The organism is Pseudomonas sp. DR208, from assembly GCF_019823005.1.
Lineage (GTDB): Bacteria > Pseudomonadota > Gammaproteobacteria > Pseudomonadales > Pseudomonadaceae > Aquipseudomonas > Aquipseudomonas extremorientalis.
Genome location: NZ_CP081944.1, coordinates 850,685 through 866,037, shown reverse-complemented (window position 1 = coordinate 866,037; position 15,353 = coordinate 850,685). Strand labels below are relative to the sequence as shown.

Sequence of the window (15,353 nt, the reverse complement as noted above, 5' to 3'; positions counted from 1 at the left end):
ACGCCAGCCAATGCCCAGCGCTTTCCAACCCTCCTTGAACACCGTGCTCACGCACTTCCACAGCCTGATCGTGCCGCTCTGGCAAGGCCCGGGCTGGAATGCCGAACTGGCATTGCCGTATGAGGCACTGGACGCCGACCACCGGCCATTACCCCCGCAACGCTACCGCGCCATGGCCTGCGCCCGGCAGTTGTACCTGTTCGCCAGCCTGATCGGCGAGCCCGGCGCGGCCTTTGCCGAAGAACGTGCGGCGGCGTTGTTCCGCTCGCTGCAACGGCACTTCCACGACGCCGAACACGGCGGCTGGTTCTACAGCATCGACCCCGCCGGCCGACCGCTGGACAAGCGCAAAGACCTGTACACCCACGCCTTCATCATCTTCGCCTGCGCCCATTACTGGGCCAAGGTGCGCGAGCCGCTGGTGGAATCGGTGCTCAATGCCGCCCTGGCCGTGGTCGCCGAACGGTTTTCCACAGGCGACGGCCTGTACGAAGCGGTGCTGGAGCGCAATTGGTCGTCCCTCAAGTCCGGCCCCCTGCAAAACCCGCTGATGCACCTCGCCGAAGGCTTCCTCGCCACGCTGGCCGTGCGCGAAGACGCCATCACCCAAGATGCGCTGCTGGACCTGGCCAACGCCCTGCAGCAGCGCTTCATCGACCGCCACCACGGCGTAATGATGGAAAAACCGCTGGGTGCTGTGGATAACTGGTTTGAGCCGGGGCACCAGTTCGAATGGTTTTTCTTGCTGGAGTCGTCTGAGTTACTGCGCGGTACGCCGTTGCACGCCTCCCTGACACGGGCGTTTGCCTACGCCGAAGAAAAGGGTGTGGATAACGCGAGCGGCGCCGTCAGTGGCATGTTGGCGTTGGATGGCACGGTGCGCGACGGCACCCAACGCATCTGGGCCCAGGCCGAGTACCTGCGGGCACTGACCTTGCGACCGGACAGCGAAGCGCGGTTGCAACGCCAGTTGCTGGCGCTGCAACAACACTTCCTGCATGCAAAAGGCTGGCATGAATGCCTGGATGCCCAGGGCGCGGTGAGCCGACGGGATATGCCGTCGACCACGCCGTACCACCTGGCCACCTGTTACCAGGGCCTCATGCAATCCACTTGCGATCTCCGGTAAAGCTGATCGTCAGCCAGCGCGCCGCATCCGGCGTGCCAAGCCCTGTGGATATCTCTTCGCGCAGCCCATCCAGGGTCGCGACGTTATCCACCGGGTAATCCGCCGGCAACACCACATGAATCTCGATAAACCGTGCGCGCCCATGCTTTTGCACGTAGGACACGTAGTCATCGAAACCATGTTTGGCCCGGGCCGCGTCCATGACCTCGCGCACCTTGTCGTCCAGGTGGTCCGGCGCAATCCCCAGCACCTCGCGCAACGCCGGGCGCAAAATATTGAACGCCGGCGCCAGCATGCTCAGGGCCAGCAGGATCAGGATCAACGGGTCGACATACACCGCCCACTCGCCATAGCCCTGGGACTTGAGCAACAGGGCCGCCAGAAAGCTGATCAGCAGGCCCACCGAGAGCATCGCGTCCACCAGCCAACTGATGTTGTCGAACTGGATCAGCGATGATTTCAGCGTTCGATTGCGGTAGCGCACGTAGAAAAAATAGGCGAACTCGACGACGGTAAACACCGCCGCATAGATGATCACCAGCCCCAGCTCGATCTCACGCCCGCCATTGATAATGCCGAACACACCGTTGAGGAACGCGTAGATGGCGATCAGCAACAGGAAGCTGCCTTCGATCAGCAGCACCATGGGCTCCAGGTGCCAATAGCCGAACTGGAAACGCTCGTTGCTTTTCTTGGCGATCAGCTTGGCCGTGATCAGCATCAACACCTTGATGGCGGTGGCGATCAGCGAGAAAAAGCCGTCGAACAGAATGGACTGGGCGCCGGATACCACACCCGTGACAATCCCGGCGATCGCTACAGCGAACATCAGGATGGTCGATTGTTTGAGCAGTGCCTGCTCACCTCGGTTACTCACATTTCCTCCCGTCAAAACCTTGAATCCGCAGAGTGCGGAGGGGTTTCAGGAGGTGAGTGTACCTTATGGCCTGTTTTGGCCGATCTGACGCTATCGGGGGCAAGTCGAATCGTCGCACCGCCCCTCCCACCTTCGACCGCATTCACATGCTGAAACTCGGTCAAGTGTGGGAGGGAGCTTGCCCCCGATGGCAGCGACTCGTTTTTAAGCCTTACTTGGCCCCACGCTCAATCGCAAACCCCGCCCAGGTCTGGCTCACCGGCATCAGCTCCAGGCGGTTGATGTTCACATGCGCCGGTGTGTTCATCACCCAGAAAATCGTGTCAGCAATGTCCTGCGGCTGGATCGGCTCGGCGCCCGCGTAGGTCGCGTCATACCGCGCCTGGTCGCCGCCAAAGCGCACCAGCGAGAACTCGCTCTCACACAGGCCCGGCTCGATGTTGGTCACGCGCACGCCGGTACCTTGAAGGTCGCAACGCAGGTTCAGCGAGAACTGCTTAACGAACGCCTTGGAGCCGCCGTACACATGGCTGCCCGGGTACGGGTAGCTGCCGGCGATGGAGCCGAGGTTGATGATGCCCGCACCACGGCCATGGGCGATCAGGCGCGGCAGCAGCAGGCTGGTGGTGGTGAGCAGGCCCTTGATGTTGGTGTCGACCATGGTTTCCCAATCGTCGAGATTGCACTTGGGCGCAGGGTCGGTGCCCACGGCCAGGCCAGCGTTGTTGATCAGCCCGCGCAGCGTGGCAAACGACGGCGGCAGGTTGGCGATGGCGTCTTCCATGCCCTTGCGGTCACGCACGTCCACGACCAGGCCATGCACTTCGGTCTGCTTGGAAAGCTCTTCGACCAACGCATTCAGGCGGTCGGCGCGACGGCCGGTGAGCACCAGTTTCCAGCCGGCTTCGGCAAAACGACGAGCACAGGCTTCGCCGAAACCTGAGGTTGCGCCAGTAATAAACAGCGTGTCGGACATGGTGTTCTCCTTGCGGGCATCGGGAAAAAAACAGCCAGCAGAATGCCCGTACGCCGCGATGGCGGCAACTACTGGGCACACAAGTTGACACATGCCTGATCACTTTTTAACCACTGAACGCAAAGCCTTACAGGCCGTGGCTTACAGCCATATGCGCGCAGGTTATCCACAACTGCGCCCACAGTCTTTGGGGGCAAGTGCAAAATGCCTCAGGCCTCTATACACAAGGGTTGCAGGCGGTTTTAGAAAGTTTTTTGCTTGACCTTGGCCGGTGCGTATGTAGGCCCTTTCACGAACGGCAAACCAGAACGATGGCTCCAGGCCAGTCATTCCGGCCTCTGCGGCGGTCTTTCCAGAGTTTAGTCACAGACTTATCCACAGGCTGCCGGGACATATTCCAGTCATATACCTGTGTCTTTAAACAGGTTGACAACGGGCTCGGGCGGTCCCTAAAAACCCGCTGATCAAAAAACAATCACCGCGCTACAAGCCGCGTGTTTGTTGGCTTTCAGCCAGCTACTCCCACGTTACCCACAGCCGGTTCCACAGCGGATGGGGACAAGTCAAAACTGTGACAAAACAGAGATTTGCGGCGGCTATATGTCGCGCTTTGGAGGGGGGCTGGATTTGTTTTCCACAATTTGGCTGCAACCCTGTTCACACCACAAAAACAAATGTGGGTCGGCTTGATGTGGGAGGGGCTTGCCCCCTCCCACAAGGGGCCTGCGTTATCCGTTGGATCAGTGACCGCCGAGGTAGGCGTTGCGCACTTCCTCGTTCACCAGCAATTCCTTGCCAGTGCCGGTCAGGCGGATCTCGCCGTTGACCATCACATACGCCCGGTCCGACAAGCGCAGTGCATGGTTGGCGTTCTGCTCCACCAGGAAGATGGTCATCCCGGTGGCCGCCAGCTCGCGCAGGGTCGAGAAGATCTGCTTCACCACGATCGGCGCCAGGCCCAGGCTCGGCTCGTCCAGCAGCAACAACTTCGGACGGCTCATCAGTGCCCGGGCAATGGCGAGCATCTGCTGCTCGCCACCGGACATGGTCATGGCACGCTGGGTACGCCGTTCCTTGAGCCGTGGGAACAGCTCGAACATGCGCTGCATGTCATCAAAGGCATACTTGTCGCCAATCGGGATGGTGCCCATCAGCAGGTTTTCCTCGACGGTCATGTCGGGGAACACCCGCCGCCCTTCCGGCGACTGCGCAATGCCGTTGGAGGCGATGTAGTGGGACGACTTGTGGGTAATGTCGACGCCGTTGTAGAGGATCTGTCCCGACTCGGCCCGTGGCTGGCCGAAGATCGACATCAGCAGCGTGGACTTGCCCGCGCCGTTGGAGCCGATCAGGCTGACGGTTTCGCCTTCGTTGATGTGCAGCGAGACTTTCTTCAGGGCCTGGATCGGGCCGTAATACACGTCCAGGTCCTTCATTTCGAGGATAGGTGCACTCATACCAGCTCCTCTTCGTCAGCGCCCAGGTAGGCGGCAATCACTTTCGGGTCGTTGCGGATCGCGTCCGGCCCGCCCTCGGCGATCACGTTGCCGTGGTCCAGTACCACGATGTGGTCGGAAATACTCATCACCATGCCCATGTCGTGTTCGATCAGCACCACCGTGAGGTCGTGTTCGTCGCGCAACAGGCGAATCATCGCGCTGAGGGCTTCGGTTTCCTGGGGGTTGAGGCCCGCAGCGGGTTCGTCCAGGCAGATAATCTGCGGCCGGGTGCACATGGCGCGGGCGATTTCCAGGCGGCGCTGCTGGCCGTAGGAGAGTTCACCGGCCAGGCGGTTGGCGCAGTCCACCAGGTCCACCACTTCCAGCCAATAGAAGGCGTGGTCAAGGGCGTCGCTTTCAGCCTTGCGGTAGCCCTTGGTGTTGAGGATACCTGCCAGCATATTGCGGTTGACCCACATGTGCTGGGCCACCAGCAGGTTTTCCAGTACCGACATTTCCTTGAACAGGCGGATGTTCTGGAACGTCCGCGCCAGACCCGCACGGTTCACCAGATGCGTTCCGCCGAACATCTTGTAGTACAGGCGACTGAGGAAGCTTTTCGGTGACACGAAGTCGGTCGGCTGAAACCGCTCGCCGAGCAACTGGATCACATTGGTCTGCTTGCCACGTATGTTCAGTTCGATCTTGCCGCCGCTGGCCTTGTAGAAACCGGTGAGGCAGTTGAACACCGTGGTCTTGCCGGCGCCGTTGGGCCCGATCAGGGCGAAGATCGAGTTGCGTTCGACCTTGAGGCTCACATCGCTCAAGGCCTTGATGCCACCGAAGTGCATCATCAAATGTTCTACGCAGAGCACAACTTCCTTGCTCATGGCGCTACCCCCTTGCGTGGTGTCACACCGGTACGGCTGATGCGGATCAGGCCTCGCGGTCGCCAGATCATCATCACCACCATCAACACGCCAAACAGCAGCACGCGGTATTCGGAGAAGCTGCGCAGCAACTCAGGTGCAACGGTCAATACAAAGGCCGCGATCACCACGCCCACCGTCGACCCCATGCCGCCCAACACCACGATGGCCAGGATCAGCGCCGATTCGAAGAAGGTGAAAGACGACGGGTTGACGAAGCCCTGATAGCTGGCAAAGAACACCCCGGCCAAACCGGCCGTCGATGCACCGATAGTGAATGCCGAGAGCTTGACCAGCACATGGTTCAGGCCCATGGAACGGCAGGCGATTTCATCTTCGCGCAGGGCTTCCCAGGCGCGGCCGACCGGCATGCGGGTCAGGCGGTGCTTGATGTACAGCACGGCCAGCACCACCAGGAACAGCACGATGTAGATGAACAGGAATTTGATGTTGGGGTTGTAGTCGATGCCAAAGAACTCATGGAAGGGAACCCCGCCATCCTTCGCGCGCTTGCCGAACTCGAGGCCGAGGAAGGTCGGCGAAGGCACCGGCATGCCATTCGGGCCGCCGGTAAACGACAACCAGTTATTGAGCACCAACCGGATGATTTCACCGAAGCCCAGGGTCACGATGGCCAAATAGTCACCGTGCATTCGCAACACCGGGAACCCGAGTATGCACCCCGCCAGCGCCGCGGCGATGGCCGCCAATGGCAGCACGGTCCAGAAGCCCAGGCCGAGGTATTGATAACCCAATGCCAGGCCATAGGCGCCGATGGCGTAGAACGCCACGTAACCCAGGTCGAGCAGGCCGGCCAGGCCCACCACGATATTGAGGCCGAGGCCCAGCAACACGTAGATCAGCCCGAGGATCACCACGGTCAACAGGTACTTGTTGGCGAAGATCGGGAACACGATGGCGATCACGATCAGCACCGGGATGATCCAGCGCAGCCGCGACTTGTAGTCCGGTGGCAGCACGTGCACCCCGGAACCACTGCTCTCGAAGCCCTGCAGGATCTTCAGGCCCTTGGGGGTTTGCAGGAACAGGCTCATGGCAAAGCGGCCGACCATCACGATGGCCACCAGCAGGCCCACGCGGGCCGGTTCCAGGTTGAAGCTGTAGCCGTCGAGTACGACGCCGACGATCGGACCGAACACGATCAGCGAAATCAGCCCGGCAAGGATCGTATCGACCACACTTTTCTTGATATCGATTGATTTGGCAGCAGACATGTTTACACCTTCGCCACGAGTGGGCGACCAAGCAGGCCCTGGGGACGGAAAATCAGAATCACCACCAGCAGGGAGAAACTGAACACGTCTTTGTAGTCAGAGTTGATCAACCCCGAGAACAGCGACTCGGAGATACCGAGGATGATCCCGCCCAGCATCGCCCCAGGCAGGGAGCCGATGCCGCCGAGTACCGCCGCGGTGAACGCCTTGATGCCGATGATGAAGCCGGCATAGAAGTCGAAGGTGCCGTAGTTGAGGGTGATGAGCACGCCGGCCAATGCCGCCATGGCGGCGCCGATGACGAACACGTAGGAGATCACCCGGTCGGTGTTGATGCCGAGGATCGACGCCATCTTGCGGTCTTGCTGGGTGGCGCGGCACATGCGGCCGAGCTTGGTGTACTTGATCACGTAGGTGAGCAACGCCATGCCGGCGAACGCCGCCACGAGGATGAAGACCTTGGTGTAGGTGAGCTGGACGAACCCTGTGCCGAAATCGACGCGCCAGGCGCCTGCCAGCAGGGTGGGAATGCCTTGTTGCTTGGCGCCCTGAGCGATCTGCGCATAGTTCTGCAGGATCAGGGAGATGCCGATGGCGCTGATCAGCGGTGCCAGTCGGGTGGAGTTGCGCAGCGGTTTGTAGGCGACACGCTCGATGACCCAACCGTACACGCCAGTGACGACCACGGTGAAGATCAAGGTGCCGAGAATGAGCAGCGGGAAGGATTCGATGCCGAAGTAAGCCAGCAGTGCCAGACTGATCGCCGCGAGGTAAGCGGAAATCATATAAACCTCGCCGTGGGCGAAGTTGATCATGCCAATGATGCCATAGACCATTGTGTAGCCGATGGCGATCAGGCCATAGACCGACCCGAGGGTAAGGCCGTTGACCAGTTGCTGCAGGAAAATACCATCCATAACGCAATCTCACGCGGTGAGCACCTGCACACCGGGAGGTGCGCGGCGCTTCTGGAGGAAAAGACAGATATTGATAACAACACGATCTCCTGTGGGAGGGGGCAAGCCCCCTCCCACATTGGAGCTGTGGTGTTCTGGATTACTTCTGTTTTTCCAGCTGGTGGTATTTGCCGTCTTTATCCCACTGGTAAACCACGTAGTCGGAGATTTTCAGGTCGCCCTTGGAGTCCCAGGCTTTTTCGCCCATGACGGTTTTCACCGGGTGAGCCTTGAGCCACTTGGCGGCGTCTTCGCCCTTGTTGGACTTGGCGCCGTTGAAGCCGGCGGCCAGGACCTGGACCGACGCGTAGGCGTACAGGGTGTAGCCTTCGGGCTCGGTGCCGTTTTTGCGGAACTCTTCCACTACGGCCTTGCTGTCCGGCAGCAGGCGCGGGTCGGCGCCGAAGGTCATGTACACGCCGTCGACATATTGCTTACCGCCCGCGGTAGCAACCAGTTCGTCGGTGACCACGCCGTCATCGGACATGAACTTCACGTCTTTCAGACCCGCTTCACGGATCTGGCGAACCAGTGGACCGGCTTCCGGGTGCAGGCCGCCGAAGTACACGACGTCGGCACCGGTGGAGCGGATCTTGGTGACCAGGGCGCTGAAGTCTTTCTCGCCACGGGTCAGGCCTTCTTCCAGCACCGGCTTGACGCCGCGCTTGGTCAACTGGGCAGCGGTGGCGTCGGCCAGGCCTTTGCCGTAGGTGTCCTTGTCGTTGATGACCGCGACCTTCTTGCCCTTGAGCACATCAACGATGTAGTCGCCGGCCACGATGCCTTGCTGGTCGTCACGCCCGCACATACGGAACATGGCGCCCAGGCCGCGTTCAGTCACCTGTGGGTTGGTGGAGCCAGGGGTGATTGCGATGATGCCCGCTTCGTCGTACACCTCGGACGCCGGGATGGTATTGGAGGAACAGAAGTGGCCGACCACGCCGATCACTTTGTCCTGGTCCGCCAGACGGTTGGCCACGGCCACGGCTTGCTTGGGTTCGCAAGCGTCGTCGCCAGCCACCAGCACGATTTTCTCGCCGTTGATGCCACCGGCCTTGTTGATCACATCGGCTGCCGCCTGGGCACCCTTCATGTACTGCTCACCAAAAGCCGCGTTGGCACCCGTCATCGGGCCCGCTACGCCAATCTTCACATCAGCTTGAACAAACGTAGAAACACCCAGCGCCGCTGCAACGGCGAGGGCCAGAAAACCTTTCTTGTAAAACGTCTGGGACATGAGTGGTGCTCCGATATTTTTGATTTTTGGCACGACAACTTGCGTTCAAACTTTTCACTGAAAGCCCAGAGCAAAGCGCGTGCCATTAGGTTTTTATTCTTCAAAAAGACACGGTGTCATTGTTATTGCAGGCGTTTCGGCTCCGTTCGCCAGGACGTGCAACCCTCTAGCGCCCAGAGGTGCAACCGACAGGCCGAAAAAGTACAACCTCGACGGGTCGCACCTGCAACCAGAGCTATAAACGACAGTTCCTACAGCTGTAACAACCTGCGTAACGGAACTGCACATTTACAGTGCGTGATTGCTACGACTTGCACCAATACAGATTAGTAGCCTGCTAAGAAAATGCAGGCTTTTGAGCGGTATTTCGCTGATCAGATCACGATCCTGAGGCATTGGCCGGCGTGATACAGCGAAAATCCTGCTTCATACAGACAGCTACGCAGCCCTACCCCAGACAGCGGTTGCATGGGCGCGAAGGGAATCGGTAAAGCCTGGGGATTCTGGTGACACAAGTAGTCGGCAAACGCCTTGCCGACCACGCTGCCGGTGGTCACGCCACGACCGTTATAGCCCGTTACGGCCACAAGGCCCGGAGCGGGCTCGAACAGGCGCATCAAGTGGTCCGGGGTGAAGGCGATGCAGCCGGTCCAGGTGTACTCCCACTGCACCGATTTGAGGTACGGGAAGTAATGCTGCTGCACCCGATCAGCCCACGCCTTGAGGAACCAGGTAGGTTTCTGGTTGCCGTTGCCCAGGCTGCCGAGTAGCAAGCGACCGTCAGCGTCGCGGCGGATGCTGCTCAGCACCTGGCGCGTATCCCAGGAGCCTTGGCCGCCGGGCAAAATCTGTTGGGCGGCTTCGTCTGTCAGCGGGGCCGACGCGACCTGGTAGTAGTAACCGGGGAAAAAGTTGCGCCGCAGCTCGGTCCATTCGCCTTCTGTATAGGCGTTGGAGGCGATGACCACCTGTGCAGCCTGCAATGAGCCCTGGGCGGTCTGCACCGACCAGTGCGCACCTTGGCGCTCAAGTTGAGTAACCGGTGAATGATCGAACAACTGCCCGCCCAGCCCGGCGGCAGCATTGGCGAGGCCGCTGGTGTAAGCCATCGGGTTCAGGGTGCCGGCACGCCGGTCCAGCAAGGCGGCGGCAATCTTTTTGGTACCGGTAGCCTGCTCGCAGGCCTGGCCGGTGAGCAGTTCCACCGGTGCGCCACGACGCTTCCATTGTTCTTCACGACTGCGCAGATCCGCCTCGCCACGGGCGTTGTGCGCCATGTGCAAGGTGCCTTCACGGCGCAATTGGCAATCGATGTTGTATTTGTCGATCAGGCTGAACACCAGCGAGGGGGCCGCGCCCAGCATGCGGTTGAGCTGGCTGCCCACCGCCTCGCCGAAACCGGCTTCGATCTCGTCCGGCGGGATCCACATCCCGGCGTTGACCAGCCCCACGTTGCGCCCCGAACCGCCATGACCAGTGCGATGCGCCTCCAGCACGGCCACGCTTTTACCCTGTTCCAGCAAATGAATGGCCGCCGACAGACCGGTAATGCCGGCGCCGATCACGCACACATCCACCTTGACCTCGCCGTTGAGCCCAGCGCGATCCGGCCGGCTGGGGGTGAGGTGTTCCCACAAACATGTTTCGCGTAATGGCATTGCCAGACTCCGTGATGAAACCTAACAAACAGCTCGGTCAATGTGGGAGGGGGCTTGCCCCCTCCCACATGTTGATCCCATTCCGGCCAGCAGGATCAGTCAAACGTGATGCCCTGTGCCAGCGGCAACTCCAGCGAGTAGTTCACGGTATTGGTCTGGCGACGCATGTACCCGCGCCACGCGTCCGACCCCGACTCGCGCCCGCCGCCGGTCTCTTTCTCGCCACCGAACGCGCCGCCGATTTCCGCGCCGCTCGGGCCGATGTTGACGTTGGCGATGCCGCAGTCGCTGCCCACCGCCGACATGAACTGCTCGGCTTCACGCACGTCAGTGGTGAAGATGCACGACGACAAGCCTTGCGGCACGGCGTTGTTCAGGCGCAGCGCCTCGGCGAAGTCGGTGTAGCCGACCACGTAGAGAATCGGCGCGAAGGTCTCGGTGCACACCACATCGCTTTGCTCGGGCATTTCCACAATCGCCGGTGACACGTAGTAGGCATTCGGGAACTTGTCTTCCAACTGGCGCTTGCCGCCAAACACCTTGCCGCCTTCGCTCAGGGCCTGCTCCAGCGCGTCCTGCATAGCGTCGAAGCCGTGCTTGTCGATCAGCGGGCCGATCAGGTTGCCTTCCAGTGGGTGGCCGATGCGCACCTTGGAATAGGCCGCCTTGAGGCGAGTGACGATTTCTTCCTTGACCGATTCATGGGCGATCAGGCGGCGCAGTGTGGTGCAACGCTGACCGGCGGTACCAACGGCGCTGAACAGGATGGCGCGCACGGCCATGTCCAGGTCGGCGCTTGGGCCGAGGATCATCGCGTTGTTGCCGCCAAGTTCCAGGATGCTGCGGGCGAAGCGCGCGGCGACTTTCGGTGCCACTTCGCGGCCCATGCGCGTGCTGCCGGTGGCGCTGATCAGGGCGACACGCGGGTCGTCCACCAGCGCGGCACCGGCGTCACGGCCACCGATGATCACTTGGCTCAGGTACTGCGGGGCACCATCGAATTTTTTCAGCACGCGCTCGAACAGTGCCTGGCAGGCCAGGGCGGTGAGCGGGGTCTTTTCCGAGGGTTTCCAGATCACCGCGTTGCCGCACACCAGCGCCAGGGCGGTGTTCCACGCCCACACCGCCACCGGGAAGTTGAAGGCACTGATCACGCCGACCACACCCAGCGGGTGCCAGGTTTCACGCATGTGGTGGCCCGGACGCTCGGAGGCGATGGTCAAGCCGTACAACTGGCGCGACAGGCCGACGGCGAAGTCGCAAATGTCGATCATTTCCTGCACTTCGCCCAGGCCTTCCTGGGTGATCTTGCCGGCTTCCCAGGACACCAGCTCGCCCAGGTCGGCCTTGTATTCGCGCAACACATCACCGAACTGGCGCACCAATTCGCCACGGCGCGGTGCCGGCACTTTGCGCCAGGCCTCGAATGCATGCTCGGCGCGACTGACCTGCTGCTCCACCTCGGCGGCGCCCTCCCAGTGCACACTGCCGATACGGCTGCCATCGATCGGCGAATGCACAGGTTGTTTACCCGACTGGTACAACGCCGGGTTTACCCCGAGACGATCAAGCAATGCGGCAACCATGGGTCACTCCTTCAATTTCAAACAGAAAATTCGCACCGTCACACACACGGCGATCCAGGCCTTATTTGTAGCTGGCCCAAGACTTGCCAACAAACGACGATTAGGCGAGATATCATTCCGTTTATTCATGCAAAGAATAAAAAGAGGCGTGCCGTGCTGAACAAAAGACATTTGCCCTCGATCACTGCCCTGCAGTGCTTCGAAGCCGCCACCCGCCACCTGAGCTTTACCCGCGCCGCCGAGGAGCTGAACCTCACCCAGAGCGCCGTGAGCAAACAGGTGGCGCAGTTGGAAGAACTGTTGCAACACCTGCTGTTTCGCCGGGTGCGCCGCCGTTTGCAGATGACTCCGGCAGGCGACCTGTACCTGGTGGAAGTGCGCAAGATCCTCACCCAGGTGGAGATGTCCACCCACTACCTGCGTTCCTACGGCGGCGAGACCGAAGTATTGCGCGTGTCCACGCCCTACACCTTCGGCGCGCGCTGGCTGGTGCCGCGCCTCAAGGGCTGGCGCCTGCGTCACCCGCAGATCCACCTGGACCTGTGCAACGAGCAGGAGCCGGACGAACTGCTGCAAGGCAAGGCCGACATGGCCTTCTACTTCGGCCAGGGCTCACGCCCCGGTACCGAGAGTCTGAAATTGTTCAGCGAAGAGCTGGTACCGGTGTGTGCGCCGGAAAGCCTGCCGGCGCAGCCTTTGAGTGACCCCACGCAACTGAGCGGCCTGGTCCTGCTGCAAAACGCCTCGCGGCCCCAGGGCTGGCATGACTGGTTCGCCAGCCAGGGTTACCAGACCGAACACAGCTACCATGGGCCGCGCTTTGACACCTTCTATATGTGCATTCGGGCGGCGCAGGTGGGCTGCGGCGTGGCCTTGCTGCCGCGCTTCCTGGTGGAAGAGGAACTGGCCGACGGCAAGCTGGTGATCCCCTGGCAGCATGCGATGCCGAGCCAGGACGCGTATTACCTGGCCTACCCGGAGCATTCAGCGGAGGTGCCCAAGGTGCGTGATTTTGTGAAGTGGATGATGGAACAGGTCATTTAGTGCCTGGAATACCGCCATCGGGGGCAAGCCCTCGATGAGGTCAGTGGTCCCACTGAAAAAATCACTGGCAAAACCCCACAGGTCTATGCGCCACTAGCCCCCTTCCTTAATTGTGCGTAAAGGTCGGCGCCCATCGCCGTCCCGTCTGGAGATTCCCGTTATGAGCGAGAGTGTGTTTGCCGATCGCATCGTGCAGAACTTGCTCGACACCGACTTCTACAAGCTGACCATGATGCAGGCGGTGCTGCACAACTACCCCAACGTGGAAGTTGAATGGGAGTTCCGTTGCCGTAACAGCGAAGACCTGCGCCCGTACCTGGCCGAGATCCGCTACCAGATCGAACGTCTTGCCGAGCTGAGCCTGAGCCCCGACCAACTGGGTTTCCTGGAGCGCATCAGCTTCATGAAGCCGGATTTTTTGCGCTTTCTCGGGCTGTTCCGCTTCAACCTGCGCTACGTGCAGACCGGCATCGAGAACGGTGAGCTGTTCATCCGCCTGCGCGGGCCGTGGCTGCATGTGATTCTGTTTGAAGTGCCGATGCTGGCCATCGTCAGCGAAGTGCGTAACCGCTACCGCTACCAGACGGTGATCCTCGAACAGGCCCGCGAGCAGTTGTACCGCAAGTTCGACTGGCTGACCGCCAACGCCAGCAGCGACGAGCTGTCCGAGCTGCAAGTGGCCGACTTCGGCACGCGCCGGCGCTTCTCGTACCGGGTGCAGGAAGAAGTGGTCAGTGTGCTCAAGCATGACTTCCCCGGGCGCTTTGTCGGCACCAGCAACGTGCACCTGGCCCGCGAATTCGACATGAAGCCGCTGGGCACCATGGCCCACGAATGGATCATGGCCCACCAGCAACTCGGCCCACGCCTGATCGACAGCCAGATCGCCGCGCTGGACTGCTGGGTCCGCGAATACCGTGGCCTGCTGGGCATCGCCCTGACCGACTGCATCACCACCGACGCGTTCCTCGGCGACTTCGACTTGTACTTCGCCAAGCTGTTCGACGGCCTGCGCCACGACTCCGGCGACCCGGTGCAGTGGGCGGAAAAAGCCATCGCCCACTACCACAAGCTCGGCATCGAGCCGATGAGCAAGACCCTGGTGTTCTCCGACAGTCTGTCGCTGCCCAAGGCCCTGGAAATATTCCGCGCACTGCGTGGTCGGATCAATGTGAGCTTTGGCATCGGCACCAACCTGACCTGCGACATCCCGGGTGTCGAGCCGATGAGCATCGTGCTTAAAATGACCGCCTGCAATGGCCAGCCCGTCGCGAAGATCTCCGATGAAGCGGGCAAGACCCACTGCACCGACCCGAATTTCGTCGCCTATTTGCGCCACGTTTTCAAAGTACCTGCCCTATCCAGCAAGGAGTGAACCATGCAAGCCGTACAGCGTGAGATTGCGCAGCAGCTCAAGGTCCAAGCGCCGTTCAACGACCAGGCCGCACTTGAGGCCGAGGTTGCCCGTCGCGTGGGGTTTATCCAGGATTGCCTGCGCAATGCCGGGCTCAAGGCGCTGGTGCTGGGCATCAGCGGTGGTGTCGACTCCCTGACCGCCGGCCTGTTGGCCCAACGCGCGGTGAAAGAGCTGCGTGAAAATACCGGTGATGAGGCCTACCGCTTTATCGCGGTGCGCCTGCCCTACGAAACCCAGTTCGACGAAATCGACGCCACGGCCTCGGTGGACTTTATCGAGCCGGACGAGCGCCACACTGTGAACATCGGCCCGGCGGTCAAAGCCCTGGCCAATGAAGTGGCGGCGTTCGAAGGCAAGGCGGCGGTGTCCCGCGATTTCGTGCTGGGCAACACCAAGGCGCGCATGCGCATGGTGGCGCAGTACACCATCGCGGGCGCGACCGGTGGCTTGGTGATCGGCACCGACCATGCGGCGGAAGCGGTGATGGGCTTTTTCACCAAGTTCGGTGATGGGGCCTGCGATTTGGCACCGTTGAGCGGGCTGGTGAAGAACCAGGTGCGTGCGATTGCGCGGTACTTCGGGGCGCCGGAGTCGTTGGTGGAAAAAGTACCGACTGCGGACCTGGAAGACCTGTCGCCGGGCAAGCCGGATGAAGCGTCACATGGCGTGACCTACGCGGAGATCGATGCGTTCCTGCACGGCGAGCCGGTGCGTGAGGAAGCGTTCAGGATTATCTGCGAGACGTATCGCAAGACGGAGCACAAGCGGGTCATGCCGTTTGCGCCGTGAGGTAGGACGCCATCGGGGGCAAGCCCCCTCCCACACTTTGATTTGTGAACACATCCAAATGTGGGAGGGGGCTTGCCCCCG

The 15,353-nt window shown here is 61.0% G+C and carries 13 protein-coding genes; 4 read left to right on the top strand and 9 right to left on the bottom strand.

The features are described 5' to 3' along the window. Nucleotides 1-10: 10 nt before the first annotated feature. On the top strand, nucleotides 11-1,129 hold the full coding sequence (locus tag K5K89_RS03735; protein WP_222540875.1) for an AGE family epimerase/isomerase: 1,119 nt from the start codon (nucleotides 11-13) through the stop codon (nucleotides 1,127-1,129). On the opposite strand, the gene K5K89_RS03730 is transcribed toward K5K89_RS03735, so the two are convergent. The 9 genes from K5K89_RS03730 to K5K89_RS03690 form a co-directional block, all read right to left on the bottom strand. Further along, a complete protein-coding gene (locus tag K5K89_RS03730; RefSeq protein ID WP_222540874.1) occupies nucleotides 1,101-2,006 on the bottom strand; it encodes a cation diffusion facilitator family transporter in 906 nt (301 codons plus the stop codon). The two genes, K5K89_RS03735 and K5K89_RS03730, sit on opposite strands and share 29 nt — an antisense overlap. Before the next feature lie 211 nt (nucleotides 2,007-2,217). Then, complete coding sequence (locus K5K89_RS03725) at nucleotides 2,218-2,982, bottom strand: SDR family oxidoreductase (protein WP_058423435.1); 765 nt, start codon at nucleotides 2,980-2,982, stop codon at nucleotides 2,218-2,220. Nucleotides 2,983-3,722: 740 nt separating this feature from the next. Beyond that, nucleotides 3,723-4,439, bottom strand: coding sequence for an ABC transporter ATP-binding protein (locus K5K89_RS03720; protein ID WP_071491651.1), 717 nt, complete (start codon nucleotides 4,437-4,439; stop codon nucleotides 3,723-3,725). Beyond that, on the bottom strand, nucleotides 4,436-5,311 hold the full coding sequence (locus tag K5K89_RS03715; RefSeq protein ID WP_071491652.1) for an ABC transporter ATP-binding protein: 876 nt from the start codon (nucleotides 5,309-5,311) through the stop codon (nucleotides 4,436-4,438). The genes K5K89_RS03720 and K5K89_RS03715 overlap by 4 nt, the downstream gene beginning before the upstream one ends. Beyond that, a complete protein-coding gene (gene livM / locus K5K89_RS03710; protein ID WP_071491653.1) occupies nucleotides 5,308-6,585 on the bottom strand; it encodes a high-affinity branched-chain amino acid ABC transporter permease LivM in 1,278 nt (425 codons plus the stop codon). The genes K5K89_RS03715 and livM overlap by 4 nt, the downstream gene beginning before the upstream one ends. 2 nt (nucleotides 6,586-6,587) lie before the next feature. Further along, the gene (locus K5K89_RS03705; RefSeq protein WP_058423439.1) at nucleotides 6,588-7,502 is read right to left on the bottom strand and encodes an ABC transporter permease subunit; all 915 of its coding nucleotides are present in this window, start codon (nucleotides 7,500-7,502) and stop codon (nucleotides 6,588-6,590) included. Between the two features lie 139 nt (nucleotides 7,503-7,641). Continuing rightward, entirely contained in the window at nucleotides 7,642-8,778 is a 1,137-nt protein-coding gene (locus tag K5K89_RS03700; RefSeq protein ID WP_222540873.1) for a branched-chain amino acid ABC transporter substrate-binding protein, read from the bottom strand. A gap of 374 nt (nucleotides 8,779-9,152) precedes the next feature. Continuing rightward, entirely contained in the window at nucleotides 9,153-10,436 is a 1,284-nt protein-coding gene (locus K5K89_RS03695; protein WP_222540872.1) for an NAD(P)/FAD-dependent oxidoreductase, read from the bottom strand. Nucleotides 10,437-10,531: 95 nt separating this feature from the next. Continuing rightward, nucleotides 10,532-12,022 (bottom strand): aldehyde dehydrogenase family protein, encoded by a 1,491-nt coding sequence (locus K5K89_RS03690; RefSeq protein WP_058423442.1) that lies wholly within the window; start codon nucleotides 12,020-12,022, stop codon nucleotides 10,532-10,534. A 153-nt stretch (nucleotides 12,023-12,175) separates the two neighbouring features. On the opposite strand from K5K89_RS03690, the gene K5K89_RS03685 reads away from it, so the two are divergent. The 3 genes from K5K89_RS03685 to nadE all read left to right on the top strand — a co-directional run bounded on the left by K5K89_RS03685 (nucleotide 12,176) and on the right by nadE (nucleotide 15,272). Then, on the top strand, nucleotides 12,176-13,066 hold the full coding sequence (locus tag K5K89_RS03685) for a LysR family transcriptional regulator (RefSeq protein WP_071491656.1): 891 nt from the start codon (nucleotides 12,176-12,178) through the stop codon (nucleotides 13,064-13,066). Nucleotides 13,067-13,226: 160 nt separating this feature from the next. After that, nucleotides 13,227-14,441 (top strand): nicotinate phosphoribosyltransferase, encoded by a 1,215-nt coding sequence (pncB, locus tag K5K89_RS03680; protein ID WP_065900159.1) that lies wholly within the window; start codon nucleotides 13,227-13,229, stop codon nucleotides 14,439-14,441. A 3-nt stretch (nucleotides 14,442-14,444) separates the two neighbouring features. Next, nucleotides 14,445-15,272, top strand: a complete 828-nt coding sequence (nadE, locus tag K5K89_RS03675) for an ammonia-dependent NAD(+) synthetase (RefSeq protein WP_071491657.1) — start codon at nucleotides 14,445-14,447, stop codon at nucleotides 15,270-15,272. Nucleotides 15,273-15,353 lie beyond the last annotated feature (81 nt).

Bases quoted from the DNA above. Each gene is read 5' to 3' on its own strand.
- K5K89_RS03735 (WP_222540875.1), top strand. From the start codon at position 11: ATGCCCAGCGCTTTCCAACCCTCCTTGAACACCGTGCTCACGCACTTC.
- K5K89_RS03725 (WP_058423435.1), bottom strand. From the start codon at position 2,982: ATGTCCGACACGCTGTTTATTACTGGCGCAACCTCAGGTTTCGGCGAA.
- K5K89_RS03720 (WP_071491651.1), bottom strand. From the start codon at position 4,439: ATGAGTGCACCTATCCTCGAAATGAAGGACCTGGACGTGTATTACGGC.
- K5K89_RS03715 (WP_071491652.1), bottom strand. From the start codon at position 5,311: ATGAGCAAGGAAGTTGTGCTCTGCGTAGAACATTTGATGATGCACTTC.
- livM (WP_071491653.1), bottom strand. From the start codon at position 6,585: ATGTCTGCTGCCAAATCAATCGATATCAAGAAAAGTGTGGTCGATACG.
- K5K89_RS03705 (WP_058423439.1), bottom strand. From the start codon at position 7,502: ATGGATGGTATTTTCCTGCAGCAACTGGTCAACGGCCTTACCCTCGGG.
- K5K89_RS03700 (WP_222540873.1), bottom strand. From the start codon at position 8,778: ATGTCCCAGACGTTTTACAAGAAAGGTTTTCTGGCCCTCGCCGTTGCA.
- K5K89_RS03695 (WP_222540872.1), bottom strand. From the start codon at position 10,436: ATGCCATTACGCGAAACATGTTTGTGGGAACACCTCACCCCCAGCCGG.
- K5K89_RS03690 (WP_058423442.1), bottom strand. From the start codon at position 12,022: ATGGTTGCCGCATTGCTTGATCGTCTCGGGGTAAACCCGGCGTTGTAC.
- pncB (WP_065900159.1), top strand. From the start codon at position 13,227: ATGAGCGAGAGTGTGTTTGCCGATCGCATCGTGCAGAACTTGCTCGAC.
- nadE (WP_071491657.1), top strand. From the start codon at position 14,445: ATGCAAGCCGTACAGCGTGAGATTGCGCAGCAGCTCAAGGTCCAAGCG.